Consider the following 22,842-nt stretch of genomic DNA (forward strand, 5'->3'; position numbering starts at 1 on the left):
TCGCCGCCGAAACGTTTGGCGGCGACCATGACACGCAGATTTTCTGTTCTGCCTTGAGCCGGAGAATCCGGCTAACGGATTAGCATCGCCCTGAAGTCATTGACATTGGTTCCAGTCGGACCGGGCGCGAAAAGATCGCCACTCACTGAGAATGCCGACCAGGCATCGTGGCGCGCCAGATGCGCCCGCGGATCAGCACCGGCAGTACGCATGCGACTGACGCTGCCGCCATCGGCAAAGGCGCCGGCATTGTCCTCAGACCCGTCGATGCCGTCCGTATCCGCCGCCAGGGCATCGATCCCGTCGAGCCCCTCGATGTCGAGCGCCAGCGACAGCAACAGCTCGCTGTTGCGGCCGCCTTTGCCGTAATCCTTGCCCGATATCGTCACAGTCGTTTCGCCGCCGGAAAGCAGCACGACCGGCTTTTCGAAAGGTTGATTGCGCTGGGCGACTTCACGCGCCAGCGCCGCATGCATGCGGCCGATATCGCGCGCCTCGCCTTCAATCGCATCAGAAAGAATGCGCGCCTCTACACCCAATTCCTGCGCCGTCCTTGCTGCAGCCTCCAGCGAGACACGCGCCGACGCAATCACGTGGCATTCGTGCCGACGGAAAACCGGTTCGGACGGATCAGGTGCCCGCGCGGCACCGGATCGCAAGTGGGCCACCACGCCATCGGGAAGAGCCATGCGATAGCGGCCGACGATCTCCAGCGCCTCCTCCACCGTCGACCCGTCAGGCACTGTCGGGCCCGAGGCAACGAAAGCGGGGTTGTCGCCGGGAACGTCGGAAACGACGAGGCTGACGACACGCGCCGGCCCAGCGGCCGCCGCAAGACGGCCTCCCTTGATGCGCGACACATGTTTGCGCACGACGTTCATCGCGGAAATCGGTGCGCCGGAGGCAAGCAGCGCCCGGTTGACGGCGATCTCGTCGGCAAGCATCAAACCCTCCGGCGGCGCCGGCAGCAAGGACGATCCACCACCCGAAATCAGAGCGACAACCAGATCGTCAGCGGTCAGGCCTTCCACCAGCTTCAGCAGCTCTTCCGACGCCCGAAGGCCAGCCTCATCCGGCACCGGATGGGCGGATTGCAACACGCGAATGCGCTCGCAGCGTTCAATCGGCCCGTGGCGCGCAACGACGGCGCCGGTCAGCGGGTGATCCCACAGCTTTTCGAAAGCTGCGGCCATCTGGCTTGCGGCCTTGCCCGCGCCGACAACGATCGTTCGTCCCTTCGGCTTTTCCGGCAGATGCGCGCGGATCGCCTCATAGGGATCGGCGGCGCGGACGGCCGCGTCGAAAAGGGCGGTGAGAAAGGGACGCGCTTCGAAGGCCGCCATCGTCTTCAGCCCGCGATTTCGAGATCGTAGACGAAAATGCCGTCGATGCCGCCTTGCGCCGCCGCGACGATCTTTGCACCGGTCTGCCGATGCTCCGGATCGTCGAGATAGGCGTCACGCGCGGCTGCGTCGGAGAAATCGACGATGAAACCCTCGGCATACCCTTTGTCCATGCCCACTTCCGGGCTGACATTGGCGCCGGCATAGGTCGCGAGAAGGCCGGGAAGCCGGCTTTTTAGCGCCGCGATCTCGGCGAAGATCGACGCTTTCTCATCCGCCGAAACGTCTGGACGAAAGCGAATGAAGACACAGTGGCGGATCATGGTTTTCCTCAACGGATATCGGCGCGGGCACGTGGCCGGGCATCGTTTCGTTCATGGGCGAAGATCTCCGGCGGCAAGGGCTGGCGCTCGCGAATGATGTCGGCGCCCTTTTCGCCCATCATGATCGTCGGCCCGTTGGTGTTGCAAGAGGGAACGCGCGGCATGACCGAACTGTCGCAGACGCGAAGGCCCTCCAGCCCACGCACTTTCAGATCGAGTCCGACCACGGCCATGGCGTCGGTGCCCATCTTGCAGGTGCCGACCGGGTGGTGGTCGGTCTTGGCATTGGCGCAGCCATAGTCGAAGAACTGCTCGTCGGAGACGACAGTGTTGCCCGGCAAACGTTCCGCCAGCACGAAAGGCTTGAGGGCGGCCTGCTGCATGATCTCGCGGGCTATCTTCAGCCCCTCGATCGACATCTTGCGGTCGTGCGGATCTTCCCAGTAATTCGGATCGATCAGCGGCGCTGCGGCCGGATCAGCGTCGGAAAGCCTGACGGTGCCGCGTGAGCGCGGATGCAGATAGGCGGAATTGAGCGTCACGCCGGCGTTCTTCAGTCGCGCGACGCCAGCCTCGATGCCGGAGCCGAGGCCGAGATGGAACTGGATATCCGGCGAGCGGGCATCCGGGTCGGCGTACCAGAAGCCGCCGGTCTCAAACAGGCTCGATGCCACCGGGCCGGAGCGGAAAAGCACGTATTGCAGGCCGGCCCAGAGCGTCCGGTGCAGCTTCGCGACGTTGTCATAGGTGTGATCGCCGGTGCATTCGGAAATGACGAACAGATCGAGGTGGTCCTGCAGATTGCCACCGACGCCGGGTAGGTCGTGCTTTACCGGCACGCCCACCGACTTCAGGTGATCCGCCGGGCCGATACCGGATTGAAGGAGCAGCTTCGGCGAACCGATGGCGCCCGACGTGACCAGAACTTCCCGCTCCGCCCGGATCGTCTCGCTTCCCTTCGCCGTCACCACCTCGACGCCGACGGCGCGCGTACCCTCGAGCACGATCCGGGCGACGCGCGTTCCGGTGCGAACGGTAAGGTTCCGGCGGTCCTTGATCGGTGAGAGATAGGCAAGCGACGCGCTCGAACGCCGGCGATTGCGCTGCGTCAGTTGGTAGAAGCCGACGCCGGCCTGCTGACGGCCGTTGAAATCGTGATTGTAGGGAATGCCGAGTTCCTGGCCGGCGCGGATGTAGGCATCGCAGATCGGCAAGGTAGAAACCGGCATCGAGACGCCGAGCGGACCGCCATAGGCATGATAGTCGTCGGCGAAGCGCTGGTTGTCTTCGGCGCGCTTGAAATAGGGAAGAACGCTGCGATAGTCCCAGCCGGCACAGCCGTCCTCGGACGCCCAGAGGTCATAGTCGGCCGCATTGCCGCGGGTGTAGAGCTGGGCATTGATCGACGAACCGCCGCCGATGACCTTGGCCTGGGTGTAGCGCAGCACCCTGCCCTTCATGTGTTTCTGTGGCACGGTCTCCCAGCCCCAACTTGCAACTCCCTTGGTCATCTTGGCAAAACCGGCCGGCATGTGAAACAGCGGGTTCCAGTCGCCGCCACCCGCCTCCAGCAACAGGACGCGGACCGACGGATCCTCAGAGAGACGGTTGGCGAGAACGCAGCCGGCAGGGCCGGCACCGGTGATGATATAGTCGTATGTCATTGCCTGTCTTCCTCCACGGCACGGCATTTGGAACGTTCCAAATTTCCGACGTGTTAAACTCGAAACCTGCTCGCCGTTGCGAGCCCCGGACTGCCCTGCACTATTTTCTAGAGTCGACCGATCGACAGGCCGCCATCGGCCTGGATGACTGAGCCGGTCGCAAAGCCGAATTTGCCGCTGGCAAGCCCTGCGGCGATGTTGCCGATGTCTTCTGGCTCGCCCCAGCGTTTCATCGGCACCAGTCCGCCGTCGATCAGGGCGTCGTATTTCGCCGAGACGCCAGCGGTCATGTCAGACCGGATGACCCCGGGCCGGATTTCGAAGACGGAGATGCCTGTGTCGGCCAGCCGCAAGGCGAGCCCCTGGCTGAAGGCGGCAAGGCCGGCCTTGGTCATGCAATAGTCGAGCCGCTCGGGCGAACTCATGGTCGCGGAAACCGATGTGATGTTGATGATTGAACGTGGCGCCGCACCTGGCGGCTCGGTGAGCATCGAGAGCAACACGGCCTGGGTGAAGAACACTGTGCCGCGCAAGTTGGTGGCGACGATCGTGTCGAAATTCTCCGGCAGAAGGTCGAGAAAGTCGCCGCGCACGACGGAGGCGATGCCGGCGTTGTTGACGAGGCAGCGGATCGGGCCCAGTTCCTGGCGGATGCAGGCGACGGTGGCGGCATGCGCGCCGATATCGGCGAGATTGGCCTCGAGGTAGATGGCGCGACCGCCTTGCGCCGATAGCTCGGAGAGCGTGGCTTGCGTCGCTTGATCCGCCGCACCGAGCCCCGTCAGCGCTATGTCGAAGCCGTCGCGCGCCAGTGCCCGGGCCACGCCGAGTCCGATTCCGCGCCGGCCACCGGTGACAACAGCCACGGGACGCGTCGATGTCGTCATGCTCTCAGCTCCTTCGCAACGATATGGTCGGCAACGCGCAGCGCCTGTGCCGCCACCGTCAGCGCCGGGTTGACCGCAGCGGACGTTGGCAGGAAGCCGGCATCGACGACAAAGAGGTTCGGATGATCGAAGGCGCGGCAATAAACGTCGAGCGGCGCCTGACCGGGATCGGTGCCCATCCGGATCGTGCCGCACTGGTGCGACGGCGTGCGCTTGTCGAAGGCCTGGGAGAGCACGATCGGATAGCCTGCAGCTTTGAAGTGGGCGCGCATCTTCGCTTCGAGCCCGGAAAGCGCCTCCATGTTCGAGCGCCGCCACTGCATGATGATGCCCTTGCCGTCGACCATGATGCGGCTTTCCGGGTTCGGCAGGTCCTCCGTCATCATGTACCAGTCGACCGCATGACCGGCCATGAAATCCAATGCGAAGCGCGGCGCCCAGACCGGCGCATTGGCCTTGAGGATGTCACCGTTGATCTTGCCGAGCAGCTGGACATTGCCGAGTGGCAAACCGTCCCTGCCGCCGGTCAGGTAATAATCGTTCAGCATCAGCGTCTTCTGGTAGATGCTGTCATTGCGCCTGAACGGATTGATCGCCAGCATGGCGCTGCAATTGTGGTTCATGAAGTTGCGGCCGACCTGGCCGGAGGCGTTGGCGAGCCCCTTGCCATCGCCGGAGCGCAGCAAGATGGCGGCCGAGTTGATCGCGCCCGCCGACAGGATCACCAACTTGGGCGACAGGCGCTTCTTCTCGCCCCTATGGGTGTAATGGACCGCCTCGATCCGGCCGCCCCGACCTTTCTCCAGCGTGTCGACATGCGCGGAGGTGATCAGCTCGATGTTGGGGTCATTCAGCGCGGAGGCGAGCGATGCGGTCTCGGCATCCTTCTTGCCCTTGCCGGTGTTGGGAAACCCGTCCCATGGCGTGCGCCCGCCTGCCAGCCACGTCTCGATGTCGACGCCAAGCGGCAGCGTCGCCGGATTGAGCCCCTGCGCCTTCAACTCGGCGCGCGCGCGAGCAATTGCCGGCTCGTCCGGTACCGGGCCATAAGGGTAGGGCGAGGCGTGGAACGGCTCCGTAGGGTCCTGACCCAATTCGCCACGCACCTCGAACAGTTGCTCGGCTTTGCCGTACCACGGCTCCAGCTCTTCATAGAGAAAGGGCCATGCCGGCGAAACGCCGCCAAGATGCTGCATCTCGGTGAAATCCTCTGCACGGTAGCGCAAGAGCACCGCACCGAAGAGTTTGGAATTGCCGCCAACGAAATAGAAATTGCCCGGATTGAACTCCGTGCCGTCGGCTTCGCGCCACATCTCCTTGGGCCGGAAATGGCCCTTGACGAAGATCGAACTATAGCTGCGCGCTTCCGGTGTGTCGGGCAGGCGCTCGCCGCGCTCGAGTATGGCTATGCGCGCCCCGGAGCCGGCGAGCCCCGCCGCAACGGTGGAGCCGCCGATGCCCGACCCGATGATGACGATATCCGGCTGCTGCTCCATCGGCCGTTACGCGATCCGTTGCTGCGTCTGAGGATCGAAGAACACCGCCTTGTCGAGATTGAAGGCGAGCTGCGACGTCTGGCCGGGTGCGATGCGCGCATCGGCACGCAGGCGGGCGACGACCTCCTTGCCGCCAAGGCGGGTCACCGCAAAGGTGTCCGAACCGGCGGGCTCGACCACCTCGATCAGGCATTCGCCTTCGACGATCGCCTTGGCATTGCGGTCGGCACCGTCAGGGTCGGTCAGTGCTTCCGGGCGGATGCCGAAGACGACGTCCTTGCCGGCATAGGTAGAGAGTGCGCCGCTGGCATGCGGAACGGTGAGCTTCATCGGCTCGGCGTTCGGGCGCGCGAGCGTGACGGCAACATCGGCGCCGTTCCTTTCGATCCGGGCCGTCAGCAGGTTCATGGCCGGCGAACCCATGAAGTCGGCGACGAACATGTTGGCCGGATTGTTGTAGATTTCGGCCGGCGTCCCGAATTGCTGCAGCACGCCATCCTTCAATACCGCGATCTTGGTCGCCAGCGTCATCGCCTCGATCTGGTCGTGGGTGACGTAGACGATGGTTGTCTTCATCCGGTGGTGGAGACGCTTGATCTCGGTGCGCATGTCGACGCGCAGCTTGGCGTCCAGGTTCGACAGCGGTTCGTCGAAGAGAAAGACCTGCGGCTTGCGCACAAGGGCGCGGCCCATGGCGACACGCTGGCGCTGGCCGCCGGAAAGCTGGCTCGGCTTGCGATCGAGCAGATGGCCGATCTGCAGCATGTCGGCGACCTGCTTGATCGCCTTCTCGCGTTCGTCCTTCGGCACGCCGCGGATTTCCATGCCGAAGGCGATGTTGCCCGCAACCGTCATGTTCGGATAGAGCGCGTAGGACTGGAACACCATGGCGATGTCGCGCTTGGACGGGTGCAGATCGGCGACCGACCGGCCGTTGATGGCGATCTCGCCCGAGGTGATTGGCTCCAGCCCGGCAATGGTGTTGAGCAGGGTGGACTTGCCGCAGCCGGACGGGCCGACGAGCACGAGGAAGCCGCCTTCGTCGATCTCCAGATTGATGTCCTTCAGGATCTCGAGCGAGCCGTAGGATTTGCGCAGGTTGCTGATTTTGAGGAACGACATGAGCTTATCCTTTCACGGCGCCGGACATCAGCCCGCGCACGAAGTAGCGGCCGGACACGATGTAGACGATGAGCGTTGGCAGGGCGGCGAGGATCGCGCCCGCGAAATGAACGTTGTATTCCTTGACCCCGGTCGACGAGCTGACGAGGTTGTTGAGCGCCACCGTCATCGGCGTCGAAGAGGCGCCGGAGAAGGATGCCCCGAACAGGAAGTCGTTCCAGATATTGGTGAACTGCCAGATGACCGAGACGACGATGATCGGACCGGACGACGGCAGCAGGATCCGCCAGAAGATCTGGAAGAAGCTGGCGCCATCGATCTGCGCCGCACGCACGAGTTCCGTCGGGAAGGCTTCGTAGTAGTTGCGGAAATAGAGCGTGGTGAAGCCGAGGCCGTAGATCACGTGGACGAAGATCAGGCCCCAGATCGATCCGGCAAGGCCGATGATGCCAAGCACGCGCGCCATCGGGATCAGCACGATCTGGAACGGGATGAAGCACGACAGGAGCAGCATGCCGAAGAAGATGTTGGCACCGGGAAAGCGCCACTTGGTCAGGACGTAGCCATTGAGCGCGCCGATCATCGTCGAGATCGCGACGGCCGGCACCACCATCAGGATCGAGTTGATGAAGAACGGCTTCAGGCCTGTCGGCTGAACTCCGATCTGCGCCGTCGACCAGGCCGAAAGCCAGGGTTCCAGTGTCAGGGTCTGCGGTAGGTTGAGCATGCCGCCCTGGCGGATCTCGTCGAGCGGTTTCAGCGAGTTGACCAGCATGACATAGAGCGGCAGCAGCGAATAGAGCGCAAAGACGATGAGTACCGTGTAGATCAGGGCACGCGTCAGGCGGTTGTGCGAGATGACATTGTCTGGGCTGGGGGCGCTCATGGGCGTTTTCCTCCGCGGATTTCGGAGTAGAGATAGGGAACGATGATCGAGAAGATCATCACCAGCATGATGATGGCCGACGAGGCGCCGATGCCCATCTGGTTGCGGGTGAAGGTGTAGGAATACATGAAAGTCGCCGGCAATTCGGTCGCCTGGCCCGGCCCGCCGCCGGTGAGCGCGATGATCAGGTCGTAGGCCTTGATCGCCAGATGGGCGAGAACGACGAAGGCGGAGAGGAAGACCGGCCGCATCAAGGGAATGATGATCCGCCGGTAGATCGTCGATGTCGGTGCGCCATCGATCTGCGCCGCCTTGATGATCTCGTTGTCGACGCCGCGCAGACCGGCAAGGAACATCGCCATGATGAAGCCGGTCGATTGCCAGACGGCGGCGATCACCACGCAATAGATCGCGTAGTTGCGGTCCTTGATCCAGTTGAACGAAAAGCTCTCCCAGCCCCAGAGGTGCATGGTGTTTTCAAGCCCGATGCCGGGATCGAGGAACCACTTCCAGGCCGTGCCGGTCACGATGAACGACAGCGCCATCGGATAGAGGTAGATCGGCCGTAGGAAGCCTTCCGCCCGGATCTTCTGGTCGAGCAGGATCGCAAGTCCAAGCCCCAGCACCGAGCAGATGGCGATATAGAGCGAAGCGAAGATCGCCAGATTGCTCACCGCCCGCCACCAGTGCGGCAGGGCCCAGAGCTTCTGATAATTGCTGAAACCGACGAAATTGTAGGACGGCAGCATCTTGCTGTCCGTCATCGACAGGAAGCCGGTATAGGCGATGAAGCCATAAACAAAGATCAGGACGATAACGAAGCTCGGGGCAAGGACCAGCTTCGGTATCAGGTCCTGCAGTCGACTGCGGTTATCCATGAACGTTCACCACTTCTGGCGCTCTGCCGTCGGGAAACTCCCTGGTATCGGCATCCGCGCAGGTTCTTTGTATCAAACCGCTCCCCTGCGTCCGCGATGGACGCGACGCTTCGAAGACGCTTGCATGTCAGAATGAGTGTCCGGGACGCTTGCTCGCGTCCCGGACCGGGCCTCGCCCGTTACTTCGCAGCCGCGACGGCGGCGACGAGTTCCTTGACCGCCTCATCGGAGGTCAATTCACCGTTGAACTCGCGCGTCACGACGTCGTAGATCGCGTTCTTGACGGCAGCTGGGTTGGCATGGCCATGGGCCATGGAACCGAACAGCGTGCCGTTGGTGTTGGCTTCGGCGAGATCCTTGATGCCCTTCTTGCCGCAAGCGTCGAAGTCCGTATCCGGAACGTCGGTGCGTGCAGGAACCGAACCCTTGACGACGTTGAAGGCCGACTGGAAGGTCGGGCTTTCGATCGCCGAGGCCATCTGCAGCTGTGCCGGGATCTTGTCGTCAGCAACCTTGAACATCGCGAACTGGTCGGAGTTGAAGGTGACGGACCCTTGCGTACCCGGGAAGCGCATGCAGACGAAATCGGTGCCTGGCACCTTCTTCGCCTTCAGGAACTCGCCCTTGGCCCAGTCGCCCATGAACTGCAGGCCGGCCTTGTTCTCGATCACCATTGCCGAAGCGAGGTTCCAGTCGCGGCCGGAGAAGTTGTCGTCGACATAGGAGCGCAGCTTCGTCATGCGGTCGAAGGCTTCCTTCATCTTGTCGCCACCGAGCGCTGCCGGATCGAGATCGATGAAGGCCTGCTTGTAGAAATCATTGCCGAGCGAGAGCACGACGGCGTCGAAGATCGTCGCGTCCTGCCACGGCTGGCCGCCATGGGCGATCGGCGTGATGCCCTGAGCCTTGAAGTTGTCGAGAAGGACGATGAGCTCGTCCCAGTTCGCCGGCTCCTTGCCGCCGGCCTTGTCGAGGGCAGCCTTGTTGATCCAGACCCAGTTGGTCGAGTGGACGTTGACCGGAGCGGCGATCCAGTGGCCGTCATACTTCGAGAACTGCTGCAGGGCCGTCGGGATGACCTTGTCCCAGCCTTCCTTGGAAGCGGTATCGTCAAGGTTGCCGAGTGCGCCTTCCTTGGCCCAGTCGAGAATATCGAAACCGAGCATCTGCACTGCGGTCGGAGCGTTGCCCGAGGTGACGCGGGCGCGAAGCACGGTCATGGCTTCCGTGCCGCCGCCGCCGGCGACCGGCATATCGGTCCAGGAAATACCCTTGCTTTCGAGGTCCTTCTTCAGAACGTCGAGCGCAGCAGCCTCACCGCCGGAAGTCCACCAGTGCAGCACTTCCACGTTTTCTGCTGCGCGCGCGGCGGTGGCCGCCATCATCAGCGCCACAACAGCCGTCGTCGTCATCAACTTGCGCATCGTTATCCTCCCGTTTGCAAGTTATCGAAGCGGAACCTCCTCCCGCCTCGGATATCGCACCGCCTAAGGCAGCGGCTGGCCAATTTAAAACGTTATAAATTCAGCAAGTCAAGCATTCCGCACGCGTGCACTTCCTCACCTCACGAAGCAATTGAATTTGCTGAATTATATACAACAGTTTGCGTTTCGCAGTGCAGCAATTCATGCCGCGTCGCGAGATTTAAAACGTTTTCATGATTCGATTGCCTAAGCGTTCGTGCCACGTTACAAAAGCCGCTCTTGACCGCCTTGAGGATGACTAGCATTGGCCGATTCCCCCAAGCCCGCCCGTTCCGAAGACATTGGTTCGCCCGCCAGACGGGGCAAGCCGACCCTTCGCACGATCGCCGAGATCACCGGGCTTGCGGTCACCACCGTTTCGCGCGCCCTCGCCGAAGCGCCGCAAATCTCCGCCGACACCCGCAAGCGGGTTCGCGAGGTGGCGATCGAAATCGGCTATTCGCCCGATCGCGCCGCCCAGCGCCTGAAGACCGGCCGCACCAACGTCATCGCCGTCCTGCTCGACCCACACGAGGAAATCCTCGGCTATGGCACCTCGATCATGAGCGGCATCGCCAAGGCGCTGCAGGGCACGTCCTATCACCTGATCGTCATGCCGAACTTCCTCAACACGACCAATGTCGAGGCGGTGAACTACATCACCCGCAACAGCATGGCTGATGGTCTGATCTTCTCGCGCACCGAACCGCTCGATCCGCGCGTCATGTTGCTTTCGGAGATCGGCTTTCCGTTCGTCACCCACGGACGCACCGAGCTTTCGACCCCGCACGCCTATGTCGACTACGACAACTTCACCTTCTCCTACCAGGCCACCCGCCGGCTGATCGCCAAGGGGCGCCGCAAGCCGGCACTGATCAGCGGCCCAACCGACTTCACCTTCGGCGGCCACCTGCAGCACGGCTTCATGACCGCCGTGCGCGAGGCGGGCTGCGCCTACGAAATTCTCTCCGGTATCGATCTCGACAGCCCGGCCGGCGACATCCGCGACCGTGTTCGCCAGCGTTACGCCGAGCCCGACCCGCCTGATAGTTTCATGTGCGGTGGCGAAGTCTGTGCTCTCGCCACCATTACCGGCATGAGCGATTGCGGCCTGACGCTCGGCAACGAATACGACATTGTCGCCAAGCAGACGTCGCACCTCCTGGGCGCGATCCAGCCCCAGGTGGAAACGATCTATGAGGATCTGACGGCTACGGGCGAGGACATGGGCCGCGTGCTGCTCCAGCGCATCGGCGGCGAAACCGACGTCAACAAACTGCAGCTTCTGCTCTCTCCGCAGATCCCCGCCAACTGGTCGGCATCGAACTGAACCGCGCGACAACGACAGGCCGGCGGCGTGCCATGACGCCCCTGCCCGTTTCGTTGCTGCGATCCCTGCCGACATCATCCGTCTCCCCTTGTCCCCTAGAGCGTTTCCGGTTTAAACGGAGTCACGGCGACGCTCTATCTCTTTGTTTTTACGTATTTCCTGACGGAAAACCGCTTCGCACTTTTCCTGGAAATGCTCTAAGTTAGCGCGGCATCCACCAGCCGGTGCGGGCGCCGATATGCATGTTGAGCGTTTTGGTTTCGGTATAATCCTCGACCGCATGCCGACCGAGTTCGCGGCCGAGGCCGGACTGGCGATAACCGCCGAACGGCAGCTCGGAAGCCCCATCCATGAAGGTGTTCATCCAGACCGTGCCGGCGCGCACGCGGCGGCCGATCGTCAGGCAGGTGTCGAAATCGCGGCTCCAGACACCGGCCGACAGACCGTAGTCGATGGAGTTGGCGATGCGGATTGCCTCGTCGGTGGTCTCGAAGGTCAGCACCGACAGCACCGGCCCGAAAACCTCCTCGCGGGCAACAGCCATGTCGGGTCGCACCTGTGAAAGAATGGTTGGCGCCATGAACTGTCCCATGCCGAGATCGAGTGCAGCGCCGCCATGAGCGACAGCGGCACCATCCTTCGATGCGGCAGAAACATAGCCGGCAATCTTTTCCAGATGCTGCGGCGTGATGATCGCGCCGACCTGGGTTTCCGGATCGAGCGGATCGCCGACCTTGACCTTGGCCGCGAGTGCGGCGATGCGCGCCGTCACCTCCTCGGCAATGTCGCGGTGAAGGATCAGCCGCGAGCCGGCATTGCAGCATTCGCCGGCGTTGAAGTAGGCGCCGAACACGGCCGCATCGATGAACTCGTCGAGGTTGGCGTCGGGGAAGACAATCTGCGGGTTCTTGCCGCCGAGTTCGAGCGATACCTTCTTCAACGTCTGCGCCGCATTGGCCATCGTCAGACGGCCGACGCCGGTGGAGCCGGTGAAGGAGATCATGTCGACATCCGCGTGCGTCGTCATCGGCGCGCCGACCTCGGGACCCGTGCCGGTGAGAATGTTGACGACACCGGCCGGTACGCCGGCCGCTTCGAGAATTTCGCCAAGCACGAGCGTCGAGGCTGAGGTCAGTTCGGAAGGCTTGACCACTGTCGTGCAGCCGGCGGCAAGCGCAAAAGGCAGCTTCTGGCTGACGATCAGGAACGGGAAGTTCCACGGCGTGATGATCGAAACGACGCCGATCGCTTCGCGCAGAACCACACCGAGCGTGCCGTCTCCCAGCGTATTGTAGCTTTCGCCGTGAAGATCACGGGCAAGAGCAGCAGCATAACGCCAGATATCGGCAGCGCCACCCAGTTCGCCCTTGGCCTGGCTGATCGGCTTTCCCGATTCGATGGCGTCGAGGAAAGCAAGCTCGTCGGCGCGCGCGGCAATCATGTCGGCCGCCTTGAGCAGGATCAGAGACCGCTCGGACGCCGTCATGCGCGGCCAGGGGCCATCGTCGAAGGCGCGACGGGCAGCAGAGATCGCCCGCTCGGCATCGCCGCTCGCTGCTGCCTGATAGCGGCTGACGACGACGCCGTGGCCGGGGGCGACGCGCTCGATCGTGCGTCCGTCGGCGCTGTCGACCCATTTGCCGTCGATCAGCATCTGGAACGTGCGCACCTTGTGATCGCTAAGTGCCTTGGGCCTCACCAGAACCGTCATTACCATTCTCCCTTGAACTGGGCTTCGCGCTTTTCGGAAAAGGCAGCGACCCCTTCCCTGAGGTCGCCTGTCTTGGCGACGAGGATGGACCCCAGCGCTTCGACCGCGGCACCATTGTCCTCGCCGTTCGCCGAGGCGATCATCAGTTTTGAAATCTCGAGCGCGGCCGGGCCGCGCTTTGCCACGCGGGCTGCGTAGTCGCGCGCCGCCTGCATCACTGTTCCGGTCTCGACGACCCCATCGACAAGGCCTTCGGCCTTCGCCGTCTCTGCCGTAAACATCTCACCGCCGAGTACCATGCGCCGCACGATCTGCGCGCCGAAACGGACGACGAGACGTTGCGTGCCCGACCAGCCGGGAACCATGCCGAGGCTCGTTTCCGGCAGGCCGACCTTGATCTGGCTTTCGGCGATCCGGATGTCAGCCGCCGCGGCTAGTTCCAGGCCGCCGCCGAGGGCATGGCCGTTGAGCGCTGCGATGACGGGCATTCTCAACGTCGCCAGCCGCTCGAAGACGCGATGGCCAAAGCGCACCCAATCATGACCGAAGGCTGCGGCATCCATGCCGCCCCAGGCCTTGATGTCGCCACCGGCGGAGAAGGCCTTGCCCTCACCCGTCAGGATCAGCACGCGCACGTCGCGCATCACTTCCACCGTATCGCAGGCGGCAGCGAGCGCCTTCAGCATGTCGATGTCGAAGGCATTGAGCTTGTCCGGACGCGCGACAGTCATCGTCGCGATCGGGCCGTCGACTGCGATCTGGATGCGCTCCTCAGACACGGGCGCCTCCCGCAAGCGTACGGGCAGCCTTGACCGGCAGTTTCAGGCCGATCGGCGCCTCGTGGAAAAGTGCCGCATCCATGGTCTTCAATCGATCGGATACAAGGAGCGGAAATTCGGACTGGTCGAGAATATGTGCCTGCAGGTCGACACCCGGCGCGATCTCGGTCAGCATCACGCCTTCGGGCGTCAGCTTCATCACGCAGCGCTCGGTGACATAGGTGATGTCCTGCCCCTGCTCGACGCCGCGGCGGCCCGAGAAGGTGACGTGTTCGACCTCGTTGACGAGCTTCTTCAGCTTGCCTTCCTTCTCGATCACCAGCTTGCCATCGGCGACGGCAAGCTTCGCGCCGGCGTTGAACATGCCGGAAAAGACGATCTTCTTGGCTCGAGCAGTAATGTCGACGAAGCCGCCGGCGCCGGCCGTCACATGCGGCCGGAAGGAGAGCTTCGAGACATTAACCGAACCGTTGCGGTCGATTTCGAGGAAGGAGAGCAGCGAGGCATCGAAGCCCGCGCCCTGGAAATAGGTGAACTGGTAGGGCGAAGGCATGAAGGCGTCAGCGTTCGACGCGCAGCCGAAGGCGAAATCCAGGAGCGGTACGCCGCCGACAGCCCCCTGTTCGATCACCCAGGTGACGGCGCCATGCAGGCCCTCCTCGAGCAGGATGCGCGGCACGTTGGCCGAAATGCCGAAGCCGAGGTTGACGGCGCTGCCCGTTTGCAACTCCTGCGCCACCCGGCGGGCAATCACCTTCTGGATGTTGAATTCCGGCACGCGGAAACTGTCGAGCGGACGGAAGATCTCGCCGGAGATGGCCGGATCGTAGAGCGTCTGCGTCGTCTGCTTCTGGTCGGGATCGACGACGACATAGTCGACGAGCACGCCCGGCACACGCACGTCGTGCGGCTTCAACGAGCCTTCCTTGGTGATGCGCTTGACCTGGGCAATGACGATGCCGCCATTGTTGCGGGCGGCCAGCGCCTGATCGAGACCACCGAGATAGGCACCCTCGTGCTCATAGGTAAGATTGCCGCGCTCGTCCGCAGTCGTCGCGCGAATAATCGCCACCTGCGGTGCGATCGCCTTGAAATAGAGCCAGTCCTCGCCCTCAAAGGCGACCTTTTTGACCACCGGCTCGACTGACGCCGAGGCATTCATGGCGCAGCCTTCGCGCGACGGATCGACGAAGGTGTCGAGCCCGACCTTGGTCATAACGCCAGGGCGCTTGGCGGCGGCCTCGCGGTGCATGTCGAAGAGAACGCCGGAGGGGATATTGTAGGCTGCAACCTCGTCGGCGCCGATCATCTGCCAGATCAGGGGCGGTTCGGCACTCGACGGACCCGAGGGATAGGAGCCGCCGATGATCCTCTTCAAAAGTCCCTTCTTGGCGATGTAATCGACACCCTTGATGCCGCTCATGTCGCCGGCGGCGATCGGGTGCAGCGTCGTCAGGTCGCGAGGATGGCCGGTTGCGTCAAAACGCTCGCCGATCGCCTTCAGCATCAGATCGGGGCAGCCAAGACCACTCGACGACGAGACCGAAACGACGGCACCATCCGGGATCAGCGCGGCGGCCTCAGTGGGTGAAATATGCTTGTTCATCGACATCAACTCAAAGTCCCGTTTCGATCGCAGCCGCCTGACCGGTCGCTGCCGCCTTGACGACCGCAAGGCCGGTTGCCAGCGACCAGACACCGTCCTCGCCGGTTGCCGAGGGCTGGCCATGGCCTTCGATCGCTGAATGAAACGCCGCAAGGGCGGTTTCATAAAGATTGGCCGGATCGAGCGGCAGTTGGCTTTCGCCCTCGGCATTACGCAAGGTGACGGTGCCGACCGGCTTCTGCGTCATGACGTTGCGGCCAATCAGCGACCCCTCCGTGCCGTGGACTTCGAACCCGGTCTCGGCAAACTTGGTGGTGAAAGCATCGTGGAACTGGGCGATGACGCCCGACTGGAAGCGCAGCACCCCCATGACGCCGTCCTCCACCCCCTCCTTGCCCATGCCGGCGCTATGGCTGATGGCAACGGCTTCGGCCGGATCGTCGTTAAGGACGAAGCGCAAGGTGTCGGCATCGTGCACGGTAATGTCGAGAATGACGCCGCCACCGGCTTCCGGCCGCTCCAGCCGCCAGCCCTGCAGATGCGGCGGCAGATAGACCGCATGGAAGACCCGTGCCGCGATCGGCCGGCCGATCCGCCCTTCGGCGATGGCATCCCGCATCGCCCGGTGGGCAGCGGCGTTGCGCAGGTGATGGTTGGTGCCAAGCACCACGCCGGCTTCGCGTGCGGCGACAACCATTTCGCGCGCATCCTCCAGCGTCATCGCCAAGGGCTTTTCACATAGCACGTGCTTGCCGGCCCGAATTGCCGCCAGCGTCTGCTCGCGGTGCAGCTCGTTGGTGGTCGAGACGTAGACGGCATCAACATCGGGATCACCGACCAGTTCCTCGACCGACGTCACCGACTTGCCGATGCCATTTTCCGTGGCATAGGCAGCACCGCGCTCAGCGCTGGTGCTCATCACCGAAACCACTTCGCCACCGGTGGCGCGAATTGCGCCAATGACCCATTCGCGCGCGATCGTGCTCGCGCCGATCAGACCCCATCTGTTCATGACAATGCCTCCCTCGTTCTGCGCTCGATCGCAGCACCGCAGCTCTGGCGAACGACGAGACGCACCGAACCGATAATCGCTTCGGCCTCCGCCTTGCCCGCATTGATCTGCTTCAGCAGCAATTCCGCCGCCCTCTGCCCCATGCCTTGCGGATCGACGGACACGGTCGTCAGTGCCGGCACCGCCGTCTTCGCCTCGATCACATCGTCGAAGCCGATCACAGCAAAGTCGGCGCCCGGCTCCAGCCGCCGCGCCCGCAGGCCGTCGCAGACACCGAATGCGACCGCGTCGTTGAAGCAGAGCGCGGCCGTTGGCCGGTCGGAAAGCATCATCGCCTGCTCGATGGCCGTGACACCGCCGGCGCGCGATGGCGCCGAGCCGATGACAAGCGCCTCGGCCGCATCAAGTCCCGCCTCGAGCAAAGCTTCGCGGTAGCCGCGCATGCGCGCCTCGAATACGGCGGTGTCGTGGAAACCACCGAGGAACGCGATGCGCCGATGACCCCGCTCGATCAGGTGGCGCACCGCCGCCATGGCGCCGGCATGATTGTCAGACGTCAGCGATGAAACGCCCGCGTCGGCGATATCGCGAACGACGAGCACGACGGGGATGCCGCTATCGACCAGAGGCGCCAGATCGGCAGCCTCGGTGCCGCGCGCCGGGGAGATGATCAGCCCGGAGACCCCATGCTCGCGCATGGACGCCACGACCTCGCGTTGCCGCTCGATCTTTTCATTCGTGTTGGCGAGAAACTGGACGAAGCCGGCTGACTGCACCACGGTATCGACGCCAACCGCCAGTTCGGCAAAGAAGCTGTTGGTCAGGTCGTTGACGACGATGCCGATGATCTTCGACTTCGATTGGCGCAGGTTGGCAGCGCTGCGATTGTAGACGTAACCAAGCTCGCGAATGGTCGCGTTGACCTTGGCGCGCGTCACCTCGTTGACCAGCGAGCTGCCCTGAAGGACGAGCGACACGGTCGACTTCGACACGCCGGCTGCGTGTGCGATATCCACCACCGTTACCCGTTCCTTGACCAAAGCACCCTCCCAAACCCGCCTTATTTTTCACATTCATAATTGGAACGTTCCAAATTCGTCAAGAGGTGGAGGATCACTTTTTTGGTTTCCGTACTATTCTATGGCCATCTCAGTCCCAGCGATACAGGTAATAGATCCACGGCATCACCGTTGTAATTGTTTATAAATATCCTTGTTTACAATGGCTTATGCCATATTTTTCTTTTCATTCCGGAGCCTTGGCACCTCGATTGGCATCGGATGCCAGATTTCCCACTTGAAATTTGGAACGATCTAAATTATTCGAATGCAACGATCCGAGGAGGAGAAGAAAGCCGATGACAAGCCTGACGCTGCCACGCCATGACGGTTCACTTGAGCGATACAGTCTGGCGGGCATCCCGATCGAGCGGCCAAGCGCCGCCCCAACCTTCAATCGCATTGCCTATGCCGCCGCTCATGTTGTGTCGGATCCGTTTCGCGATGCCGATCCCTGGGGCAATGCCGCCATCGACTGGGAGCGGACGATGGCCTTCCGCCATCATCTCTGGGGCCTGGGCTTCAAGATCGCCGAGGCGATGGACACCGCCCAGCGCGGCATGGGCCTCGCCTGGCCGGGCGCGCAGGAACTGATCCGCCGCTCCCTCACCGAGGCGCGAAGCGTGCCGGGCGCTGACCTTGCCTGCGGTGCGGGCACCGATCACCTGGCGCCCACTGAGGCACGCTCGCTCGACGACGTGATTGCCGCCTACGAGGAACAAATCGGATTCGTCGAGGGTGAGGGCGGCCGCGCCATCATGATGGCAAGCCGCGCGCTTGCCCGCGTCGCCCGCTCGCCCGACGATTATCGCCACGTCTACGGTCACATTCTGCGCCAGACAAAAAACAAGGTCGTGCTGCATTGGCTCGGCGACATGTTCGATCCGCAGCTCAAGGGTTACTGGGGCTCTGACGATTTCAATGAGGCACTCGACGCGGTGCTGTCGATCATCCAGGCCAACCGCGACAAGGTTGAAGGCATCAAGATCTCCCTGCTCGACAACGCCAAAGAAGTCGCCTTGCGCAACCGACTGCCGGAGGGCGTACTTTGCTTCACCGGCGATGACTTCAACTATGCGGAGCTCATCGAGGGCGACGGCGCGAAATACAGTCACGCACTTCTCGGCATTTTCGATGCGGTGGCACCTTCCGCCTCCAAGGCGCTTGCGGCATTGGCCAAGGGCGATGTGGCCACTTTCCGTGGCGTCATCGAGCCGACCGTGCCGCTGTCGCGCAAGATCTTCGAGACGCCGACACAGTACTACAAGGCCGGCGTCGTTTTCCTCGCCTGGCTGAACGGCCACCAGGGCCATTTCACCATGCCGGCAGGCATGCAGTCGGCGCGTGGCCTGCTGCACTACTCCGACATCTTCCGGCTTGCCGACAAGGCCAACGTGCTTGATCGACCCGAGTTGGCGGCAAAGCGGATGCAGAGCTTTGTTACGACCCTCGGCGTCGAACAGGCCGGCTGACAACGAAAAACGGCGCCCGCAACGGGCGCCGTCGATGACCGGGGCAGCGACCCCGGCGGATGGCCTCAGAACGTTGTCGTCAGGCTCATCCAGAAACGGCGGCCCTCCATCACCGTGTTGAAATCCGTCTGCTCGACCTTCTTGTCCAGGAGATTGTAGACGGCGGCACTGAGGGTCAGGCCTTCGCCGAGCAGTCTCGGCAACGCCTCCGACTTCGAGGCGGCGCGCAACACGGCGCGCGCACTGTGGTCGGGCCGATCGCGCCAGATGGCGCGGTAGGACCGACAATCATGCCTCAGGCCGCCAGGCCCTTCTTGGCCAACATGGCATCGGGGCTCGGCAGCTTGCCGCGGAACCCCTTGTAGGCGTCTTCCGGATCGATGGAGCCGCCGACCGAATAGACGTTGTCCCTGAGCTTGCGCGCCATGACGGGATCGAAAGGATTGCCCGTCTCTTCGAAGGCGGCAAACGCATCCGCATCGAGCACTTCCGACCACATGTAGGAATAGTACCCCGCAGAGTAGCCGTCCCCGGAGAAGACATGCAGGAAATGCGGGCTGCGATGCCGCATGACGATCGACTTCGGCATGCCGATCTTTTCCAGTGTCGCCGTTTCGAGCGCCATCGGCTCACCCTGCGTTTCCGCCGTGTGATAGGCCATGTCGACCAAGGCGGACGAGGTGAACTCGACCGTGGCGAAGCCGGAGTTGAAGGTGCGTGCGGCCAGCACCTTGTCGAGCAGCGCCTCGGGCATCGGCTCGCCGGTCTGGTAGTGCACCGCATAGCGCTTGAGGATATCCGGCACCGTCAGCCAGTGTTCGTAGAGCTGCGAAGGCAGTTCGACGAAATCTCGCGACACGCCCGTACCGGATACGGAGGGGTAGGTGACGTTGGATAGCATGCCATGCAACGCATGCCCGAACTCGTGGAAGAGGGTGCGCGCGTCGTCGAGCGACAGGAGCGCCGGCTTGCCTTCAGCGGGTTTGGCAAAGTTGCAGACGTTGTAGATGATCGGCAGTTCGCCGACGGTGCCGTTCTTGAGCGTCAGCTTGTGCTGAGACTGGAACGAACTCATCCAGGCGCCGGAGCGCTTCGACGAACGCGCGAAGTAATCGCCGAGGAACAGCGCCACAAGCTTGCCGGCGGCGTCGCGGATCTCGAAGACGCGCACATCCGGATGATAGCCGGCCATGCCCTTCTTTTCCGTCGCGGTGATGCCGAACAGGCGCTGGGCGACATCGAAGCAGGCGTAGATGATCTTTTCGAGCTGCAGATAGGGCTTCAGCTCGCCTTCCGAGAAATTGAACTTTTCGGCACGCAGCTTTTCCGCATAGTGGCGCCAGTCCCACGGCATGACGTCGTGATTGCGGCCTTCGGCTGCGATCAGCTTGGCAAGATCGGCCTCTTCCTCGCGGGCACGGGAGACCGCCTTTTCCCAGACCTGCATCAACAGGCCGTTCACGGCTGCCGGTGTCTTGGCCATGGTGTTGTCGAGCTTCAGCGCCGCGTAATTGGCATAGCCGAGCAGCCTGGCCTTCTCGGCCCGCAGAGCCAGCGTTTCGGCGATGAGGCCGCGATTGTCGGTCTCGCCGCCATTCTCACCGCGGGCGATCCAGGCCCGGAAGGCCTGCTCCCTCAGCTCGCGATTGTCGGAGAAGGTCAGAAACGGCTCGATGATCGAACGCGACAGCGTCACCGCATATTTGCTCTTTTCGCCGCGGTCGCTGGCGGCAGCCGCCATGGCGTCGCGCAGGAAGTCCGGCACCCCGGCCAGATCCTCGTCGCTCTCAAGGAAGAGGGCCCAGTTCTTTTCGTCGGCAAGCACGTTCTGACCGAACTTGGCGCCGAGGCCGGCAAGCGTCTCGTTGATCGCCGCCAGCCGCTCCTGCTCATCCTTCGCCAGCTTCGCGCCGGATTTGACGAAACCCTTCCAGTGCCGCTCCAGGACCCGCGTCGCCTCAAGGTCGAGACCGAGGGTTTCGCGGTTTTCCCACAGCGTGTCGATCCGCTTGAACAGCGCTGCATTCGTGCCGATCCTGGAATAGTGCCGGGACATTTTCGGCGCGATGTCGCGTTCCAGCGCCTGGATGGTTTCGTTGGTGTCGGCGCCGGCCTTGTTCCAGAAGAGCGAGGAGATGCGCGACAGCTCATCGCCGGCAATCTCAAGCGCGATCACGGTGTTGTCGAAGGTCGGCGCATCAGTGCTTCCGGCGATTTCGTCGATCTCCGCTTCATGCACCTTGAAGGCCGCCTCGAAGGCGGGCGCGAAATCCGTGTCCTTCACCAGGTCGAAGCGGGGCAAGCCCTCATGTCCGGTCCAGGTCGTCAGGGCAGGATTGAGCGGGGTGCTGGCGGTCATGAAGGATCCTTTCGCATGCGGATGCCGGCTAATGGCCGGGGAGGGGAGCGCCCACGCAGCTGGAGACAACGTCGGGCGGAAGAGCTTGAGGTGGTTGCTGGCGGCCCCAGCGTCAAGACTTGGGCTTGGGTTTCAGGGCTTGCGCAGACCGAGAAGGCCGGGGGCGGCGTGCCACACGGCCTGGACGGCAAAGCCGATGAACAGCAGCCCTGAGAGCCGAACGATCGCCAGCTCATGGTGGCGATAGAAACGCCGAACGACCGACGCGCCGATGATTACGATCAGGATCAGGTCGGCAACGAGAAAGCCGATAAGCGAGACGCCGAGCAGCATCGGCAGGGCGTCGAATTCAAGCGCGTTGGCGGAGCCGGCGAGCAGGGCGGTGAAGGTCGCGAGCGCCACCGGATACCCCTTCGGGTTTGTCAGGCCGAAGATAAGCCCGCGCCGGAGCGGTCGCTCCACCGTGATCAGCGCCCTGTTTTCGCCCGTCGGCCGGGCGCGCAGCGCGGTCCAGCCGATCCAGCCGAGATAGAGGCCACAGAAGAGGCCGAGAATGTCGAAGATCGTCGTGCCGACCGAACGCGCGCCGACGATCGCAACCAGCGCCAAGCCCGACCAGAGGATATCGCCGGCGAGATGGCCGCCCATGAACAGGGCGCCTGCCTTGCGGCCCTGGCCGGCACCGATGCCGAGCAAGGCCAGAAAAGCCGGCCCGGGAATGAGCGTATAGGAAAGGGCGGCGAGAAAGGCACCGATCAGCAGCGTCTCGGACATGGCGGGTCCCCGGTTGTGTCAGCGGCCATTCGATCCCCAGCCAACGATTCCGTCAAGCGGAAAGGCTGCTCCGAGAGAATGTCGAAACGGGAACTGCAAAAACGCTCCAGGATTTCCAGGCGCACGGTCGCTTCGCGAAAATCGGTAGGCGCGAACGGCAAGACAGACCTCCACCGAAGAGTGGCGGCATGCAGTGACACGAAGAACTGTGTTCTAGCGACGGGAACCGCTGGCTCGACGGTTGCCGAAGACAAGGGCATTGACGCTGGCGCCGAGAAGCGTCGTGATCTCGTGAGTGAAATTGCGCATGATCTCGATCCTTTTCCGTGTGTGTGCGGGCGTTGCGGCTTCGGGCCGCGGATGTGAGAATTCCACCCTTTCGGCGTGCACGCTGTTTCTCCGGTAACCGGCGCGGGGCCGGGATGTTGGCGCACAATTCTTTCGTCGCGATCATTTCCCTCGATACGAAGTTGCGCTAAGACGCGCGCGAGTTTTCCCCGCGAGAAGGACTTTCCATGACAGTGCGCAATCTCTTCCTTCTGCCCGGCGACGGCATCGGCCCGGAAGCCATGGCGGAAGTCCGCAAAATCATCGCCTACATGAATGCCGAGCTTGGCGCCGGCTTCGTGACGGACGAAGGCCTCGTCGGCGGTTCTGCCTATGACGCCCACGGCCAGGC

20 protein-coding genes are annotated in these 22,842 nt (G+C 63.0%); 3 read left to right on the plus strand and 17 right to left on the minus strand.

Translation table 11 applies throughout. The annotated features are described in order from the left end of the window. Positions 1-71: 71 nt before the first annotated feature. From ASD00_RS30540 to ASD00_RS30580, 9 genes are all read right to left on the minus strand, one after another. Positions 72-1,343, minus strand: a complete 1,272-nt coding sequence (locus ASD00_RS30540; protein WP_025425251.1) for a glycerate kinase — start codon at positions 1,341-1,343, stop codon at positions 72-74. A gap of 5 nt (positions 1,344-1,348) precedes the next feature. Further along, the gene (locus ASD00_RS30545) at positions 1,349-1,666 is read right to left on the minus strand and encodes a Dabb family protein (RefSeq protein ID WP_025425252.1); all 318 of its coding nucleotides are present in this window, start codon (positions 1,664-1,666) and stop codon (positions 1,349-1,351) included. An 8-nt stretch (positions 1,667-1,674) separates the two neighbouring features. Next, entirely contained in the window at positions 1,675-3,330 is a 1,656-nt protein-coding gene (locus tag ASD00_RS30550; RefSeq protein WP_025425253.1) for a GMC family oxidoreductase N-terminal domain-containing protein, read from the minus strand. 107 nt (positions 3,331-3,437) lie between these two features. Then, on the minus strand, positions 3,438-4,217 hold the full coding sequence (locus ASD00_RS30555; RefSeq protein WP_025425254.1) for a 3-ketoacyl-ACP reductase: 780 nt from the start codon (positions 4,215-4,217) through the stop codon (positions 3,438-3,440). Continuing rightward, positions 4,214-5,713 (minus strand): GMC family oxidoreductase, encoded by a 1,500-nt coding sequence (locus ASD00_RS30560; protein WP_025425255.1) that lies wholly within the window; start codon positions 5,711-5,713, stop codon positions 4,214-4,216. Before ASD00_RS30560 ends, ASD00_RS30555 begins: the two co-directional genes overlap by 4 nt. A 6-nt stretch (positions 5,714-5,719) precedes the next feature. Then, complete coding sequence (ugpC, locus tag ASD00_RS30565; protein ID WP_025425256.1) at positions 5,720-6,835, minus strand: sn-glycerol-3-phosphate ABC transporter ATP-binding protein UgpC; 1,116 nt, start codon at positions 6,833-6,835, stop codon at positions 5,720-5,722. Between the two features lie 4 nt (positions 6,836-6,839). Continuing rightward, complete coding sequence (locus tag ASD00_RS30570; RefSeq protein ID WP_025425257.1) at positions 6,840-7,721, minus strand: carbohydrate ABC transporter permease; 882 nt, start codon at positions 7,719-7,721, stop codon at positions 6,840-6,842. After that, positions 7,718-8,599: a sugar ABC transporter permease gene (locus ASD00_RS30575; RefSeq protein WP_025425258.1), complete on the minus strand. Its 882-nt coding sequence runs from the start codon at positions 8,597-8,599 to the stop codon at positions 7,718-7,720. The genes ASD00_RS30570 and ASD00_RS30575 overlap by 4 nt, the downstream gene beginning before the upstream one ends. 179 nt (positions 8,600-8,778) lie before the next feature. After that, a complete protein-coding gene (locus ASD00_RS30580; RefSeq protein WP_025425259.1) occupies positions 8,779-10,023 on the minus strand; it encodes an ABC transporter substrate-binding protein in 1,245 nt (414 codons plus the stop codon). A gap of 304 nt (positions 10,024-10,327) precedes the next feature. On the opposite strand from ASD00_RS30580, the gene ASD00_RS30585 reads away from it, so the two are divergent. Further along, positions 10,328-11,392 (plus strand): LacI family transcriptional regulator, encoded by a 1,065-nt coding sequence (locus ASD00_RS30585; protein ID WP_025425260.1) that lies wholly within the window; start codon positions 10,328-10,330, stop codon positions 11,390-11,392. A gap of 202 nt (positions 11,393-11,594) precedes the next feature. Here the strand turns inward: ASD00_RS30585 and ASD00_RS30590 are convergent, their stop codons facing one another. Genes ASD00_RS30590 through ASD00_RS30610 form a run of 5 tightly spaced genes read right to left on the minus strand, consistent with a single transcriptional unit; the run spans position 11,595 to position 17,540 of the window. Continuing rightward, positions 11,595-13,103: an aldehyde dehydrogenase family protein gene (locus ASD00_RS30590; RefSeq protein ID WP_025425261.1), complete on the minus strand. Its 1,509-nt coding sequence runs from the start codon at positions 13,101-13,103 to the stop codon at positions 11,595-11,597. Continuing rightward, positions 13,103-13,882, minus strand: a complete 780-nt coding sequence (locus ASD00_RS30595) for an enoyl-CoA hydratase/isomerase family protein (RefSeq protein WP_057210883.1) — start codon at positions 13,880-13,882, stop codon at positions 13,103-13,105. The genes ASD00_RS30590 and ASD00_RS30595 overlap by 1 nt, the downstream gene beginning before the upstream one ends. Continuing rightward, positions 13,875-15,494, minus strand: a complete 1,620-nt coding sequence (locus ASD00_RS30600) for an acyl CoA:acetate/3-ketoacid CoA transferase (RefSeq protein ID WP_025425263.1) — start codon at positions 15,492-15,494, stop codon at positions 13,875-13,877. The genes ASD00_RS30595 and ASD00_RS30600 overlap by 8 nt, the downstream gene beginning before the upstream one ends. 4 nt (positions 15,495-15,498) lie before the next feature. Next, positions 15,499-16,500 carry a Gfo/Idh/MocA family oxidoreductase gene (locus ASD00_RS30605; protein ID WP_025425264.1) on the minus strand — a complete coding sequence of 334 codons (1,002 nt, stop codon included), beginning with the start codon at positions 16,498-16,500 and terminating at the stop codon, positions 15,499-15,501. Continuing rightward, positions 16,497-17,540, minus strand: a complete 1,044-nt coding sequence (locus ASD00_RS30610) for a LacI family DNA-binding transcriptional regulator (protein ID WP_025425265.1) — start codon at positions 17,538-17,540, stop codon at positions 16,497-16,499. The genes ASD00_RS30605 and ASD00_RS30610 overlap by 4 nt, the downstream gene beginning before the upstream one ends. 317 nt (positions 17,541-17,857) lie before the next feature. Here ASD00_RS30610 and ASD00_RS30615 point away from each other — a divergent pair, with 317 nt between their 5' ends. Continuing rightward, entirely contained in the window at positions 17,858-19,030 is a 1,173-nt protein-coding gene (locus ASD00_RS30615; protein WP_025425266.1) for a dihydrodipicolinate synthase family protein, read from the plus strand. 65 nt (positions 19,031-19,095) lie between these two features. Here ASD00_RS30615 and ASD00_RS40520 read toward each other — a convergent pair whose 3' ends face one another. The 3 genes from ASD00_RS40520 to ASD00_RS30625 all read right to left on the minus strand — a co-directional run bounded on the left by ASD00_RS40520 (position 19,096) and on the right by ASD00_RS30625 (position 22,163). Then, positions 19,096-19,233 (minus strand): hypothetical protein, encoded by a 138-nt coding sequence (locus tag ASD00_RS40520; protein WP_156408076.1) that lies wholly within the window; start codon positions 19,231-19,233, stop codon positions 19,096-19,098. A 92-nt stretch (positions 19,234-19,325) separates the two neighbouring features. Continuing rightward, complete coding sequence (locus ASD00_RS30620; RefSeq protein WP_025425267.1) at positions 19,326-21,389, minus strand: M3 family metallopeptidase; 2,064 nt, start codon at positions 21,387-21,389, stop codon at positions 19,326-19,328. Between the two features lie 132 nt (positions 21,390-21,521). Continuing rightward, positions 21,522-22,163, minus strand: a complete 642-nt coding sequence (locus ASD00_RS30625) for a LysE family translocator (protein ID WP_025425268.1) — start codon at positions 22,161-22,163, stop codon at positions 21,522-21,524. A gap of 515 nt (positions 22,164-22,678) precedes the next feature. Here ASD00_RS30625 and ASD00_RS40525 point away from each other — a divergent pair. Continuing rightward, a partial coding sequence (locus ASD00_RS40525; protein ID WP_244496172.1) for an isocitrate/isopropylmalate family dehydrogenase occupies positions 22,679-22,842 on the plus strand: 164 nt, incomplete at its 3' end.

It is taken from the genome of Ensifer sp. Root31 (assembly GCF_001424825.1).
Taxonomy (GTDB): Bacteria; Pseudomonadota; Alphaproteobacteria; order Rhizobiales; family Rhizobiaceae; genus Ensifer; species Ensifer canadensis.

Bases quoted from the DNA above. Each gene is read 5' to 3' on its own strand.
- ASD00_RS30540 (WP_025425251.1), bottom strand. From the start codon at position 1,343: ATGGCGGCCTTCGAAGCGCGTCCCTTTCTCACCGCCCTTTTCGACGCG.
- ASD00_RS30570 (WP_025425257.1), bottom strand. From the start codon at position 7,721: ATGAGCGCCCCCAGCCCAGACAATGTCATCTCGCACAACCGCCTGACG.
- ASD00_RS30615 (WP_025425266.1), top strand. From the start codon at position 17,858: ATGACAAGCCTGACGCTGCCACGCCATGACGGTTCACTTGAGCGATAC.
- ASD00_RS30580 (WP_025425259.1), bottom strand. From the start codon at position 10,023: ATGCGCAAGTTGATGACGACGACGGCTGTTGTGGCGCTGATGATGGCG.
- ASD00_RS30625 (WP_025425268.1), bottom strand. From the start codon at position 22,163: ATGTCCGAGACGCTGCTGATCGGTGCCTTTCTCGCCGCCCTTTCCTAT.
- ASD00_RS30600 (WP_025425263.1), bottom strand. From the start codon at position 15,494: ATGTCGATGAACAAGCATATTTCACCCACTGAGGCCGCCGCGCTGATC.
- ASD00_RS30545 (WP_025425252.1), bottom strand. From the start codon at position 1,666: ATGATCCGCCACTGTGTCTTCATTCGCTTTCGTCCAGACGTTTCGGCG.
- ASD00_RS30590 (WP_025425261.1), bottom strand. From the start codon at position 13,103: ATGACGGTTCTGGTGAGGCCCAAGGCACTTAGCGATCACAAGGTGCGC.
- ASD00_RS30620 (WP_025425267.1), bottom strand. From the start codon at position 21,389: ATGACCGCCAGCACCCCGCTCAATCCTGCCCTGACGACCTGGACCGGA.
- ASD00_RS30550 (WP_025425253.1), bottom strand. From the start codon at position 3,330: ATGACATACGACTATATCATCACCGGTGCCGGCCCTGCCGGCTGCGTT.
- ASD00_RS30560 (WP_025425255.1), bottom strand. From the start codon at position 5,713: ATGGAGCAGCAGCCGGATATCGTCATCATCGGGTCGGGCATCGGCGGC.
- ASD00_RS30605 (WP_025425264.1), bottom strand. From the start codon at position 16,500: ATGAACAGATGGGGTCTGATCGGCGCGAGCACGATCGCGCGCGAATGG.
- ugpC (WP_025425256.1), bottom strand. From the start codon at position 6,835: ATGTCGTTCCTCAAAATCAGCAACCTGCGCAAATCCTACGGCTCGCTC.
- ASD00_RS30555 (WP_025425254.1), bottom strand. From the start codon at position 4,217: ATGACGACATCGACGCGTCCCGTGGCTGTTGTCACCGGTGGCCGGCGC.
- ASD00_RS30575 (WP_025425258.1), bottom strand. From the start codon at position 8,599: ATGGATAACCGCAGTCGACTGCAGGACCTGATACCGAAGCTGGTCCTT.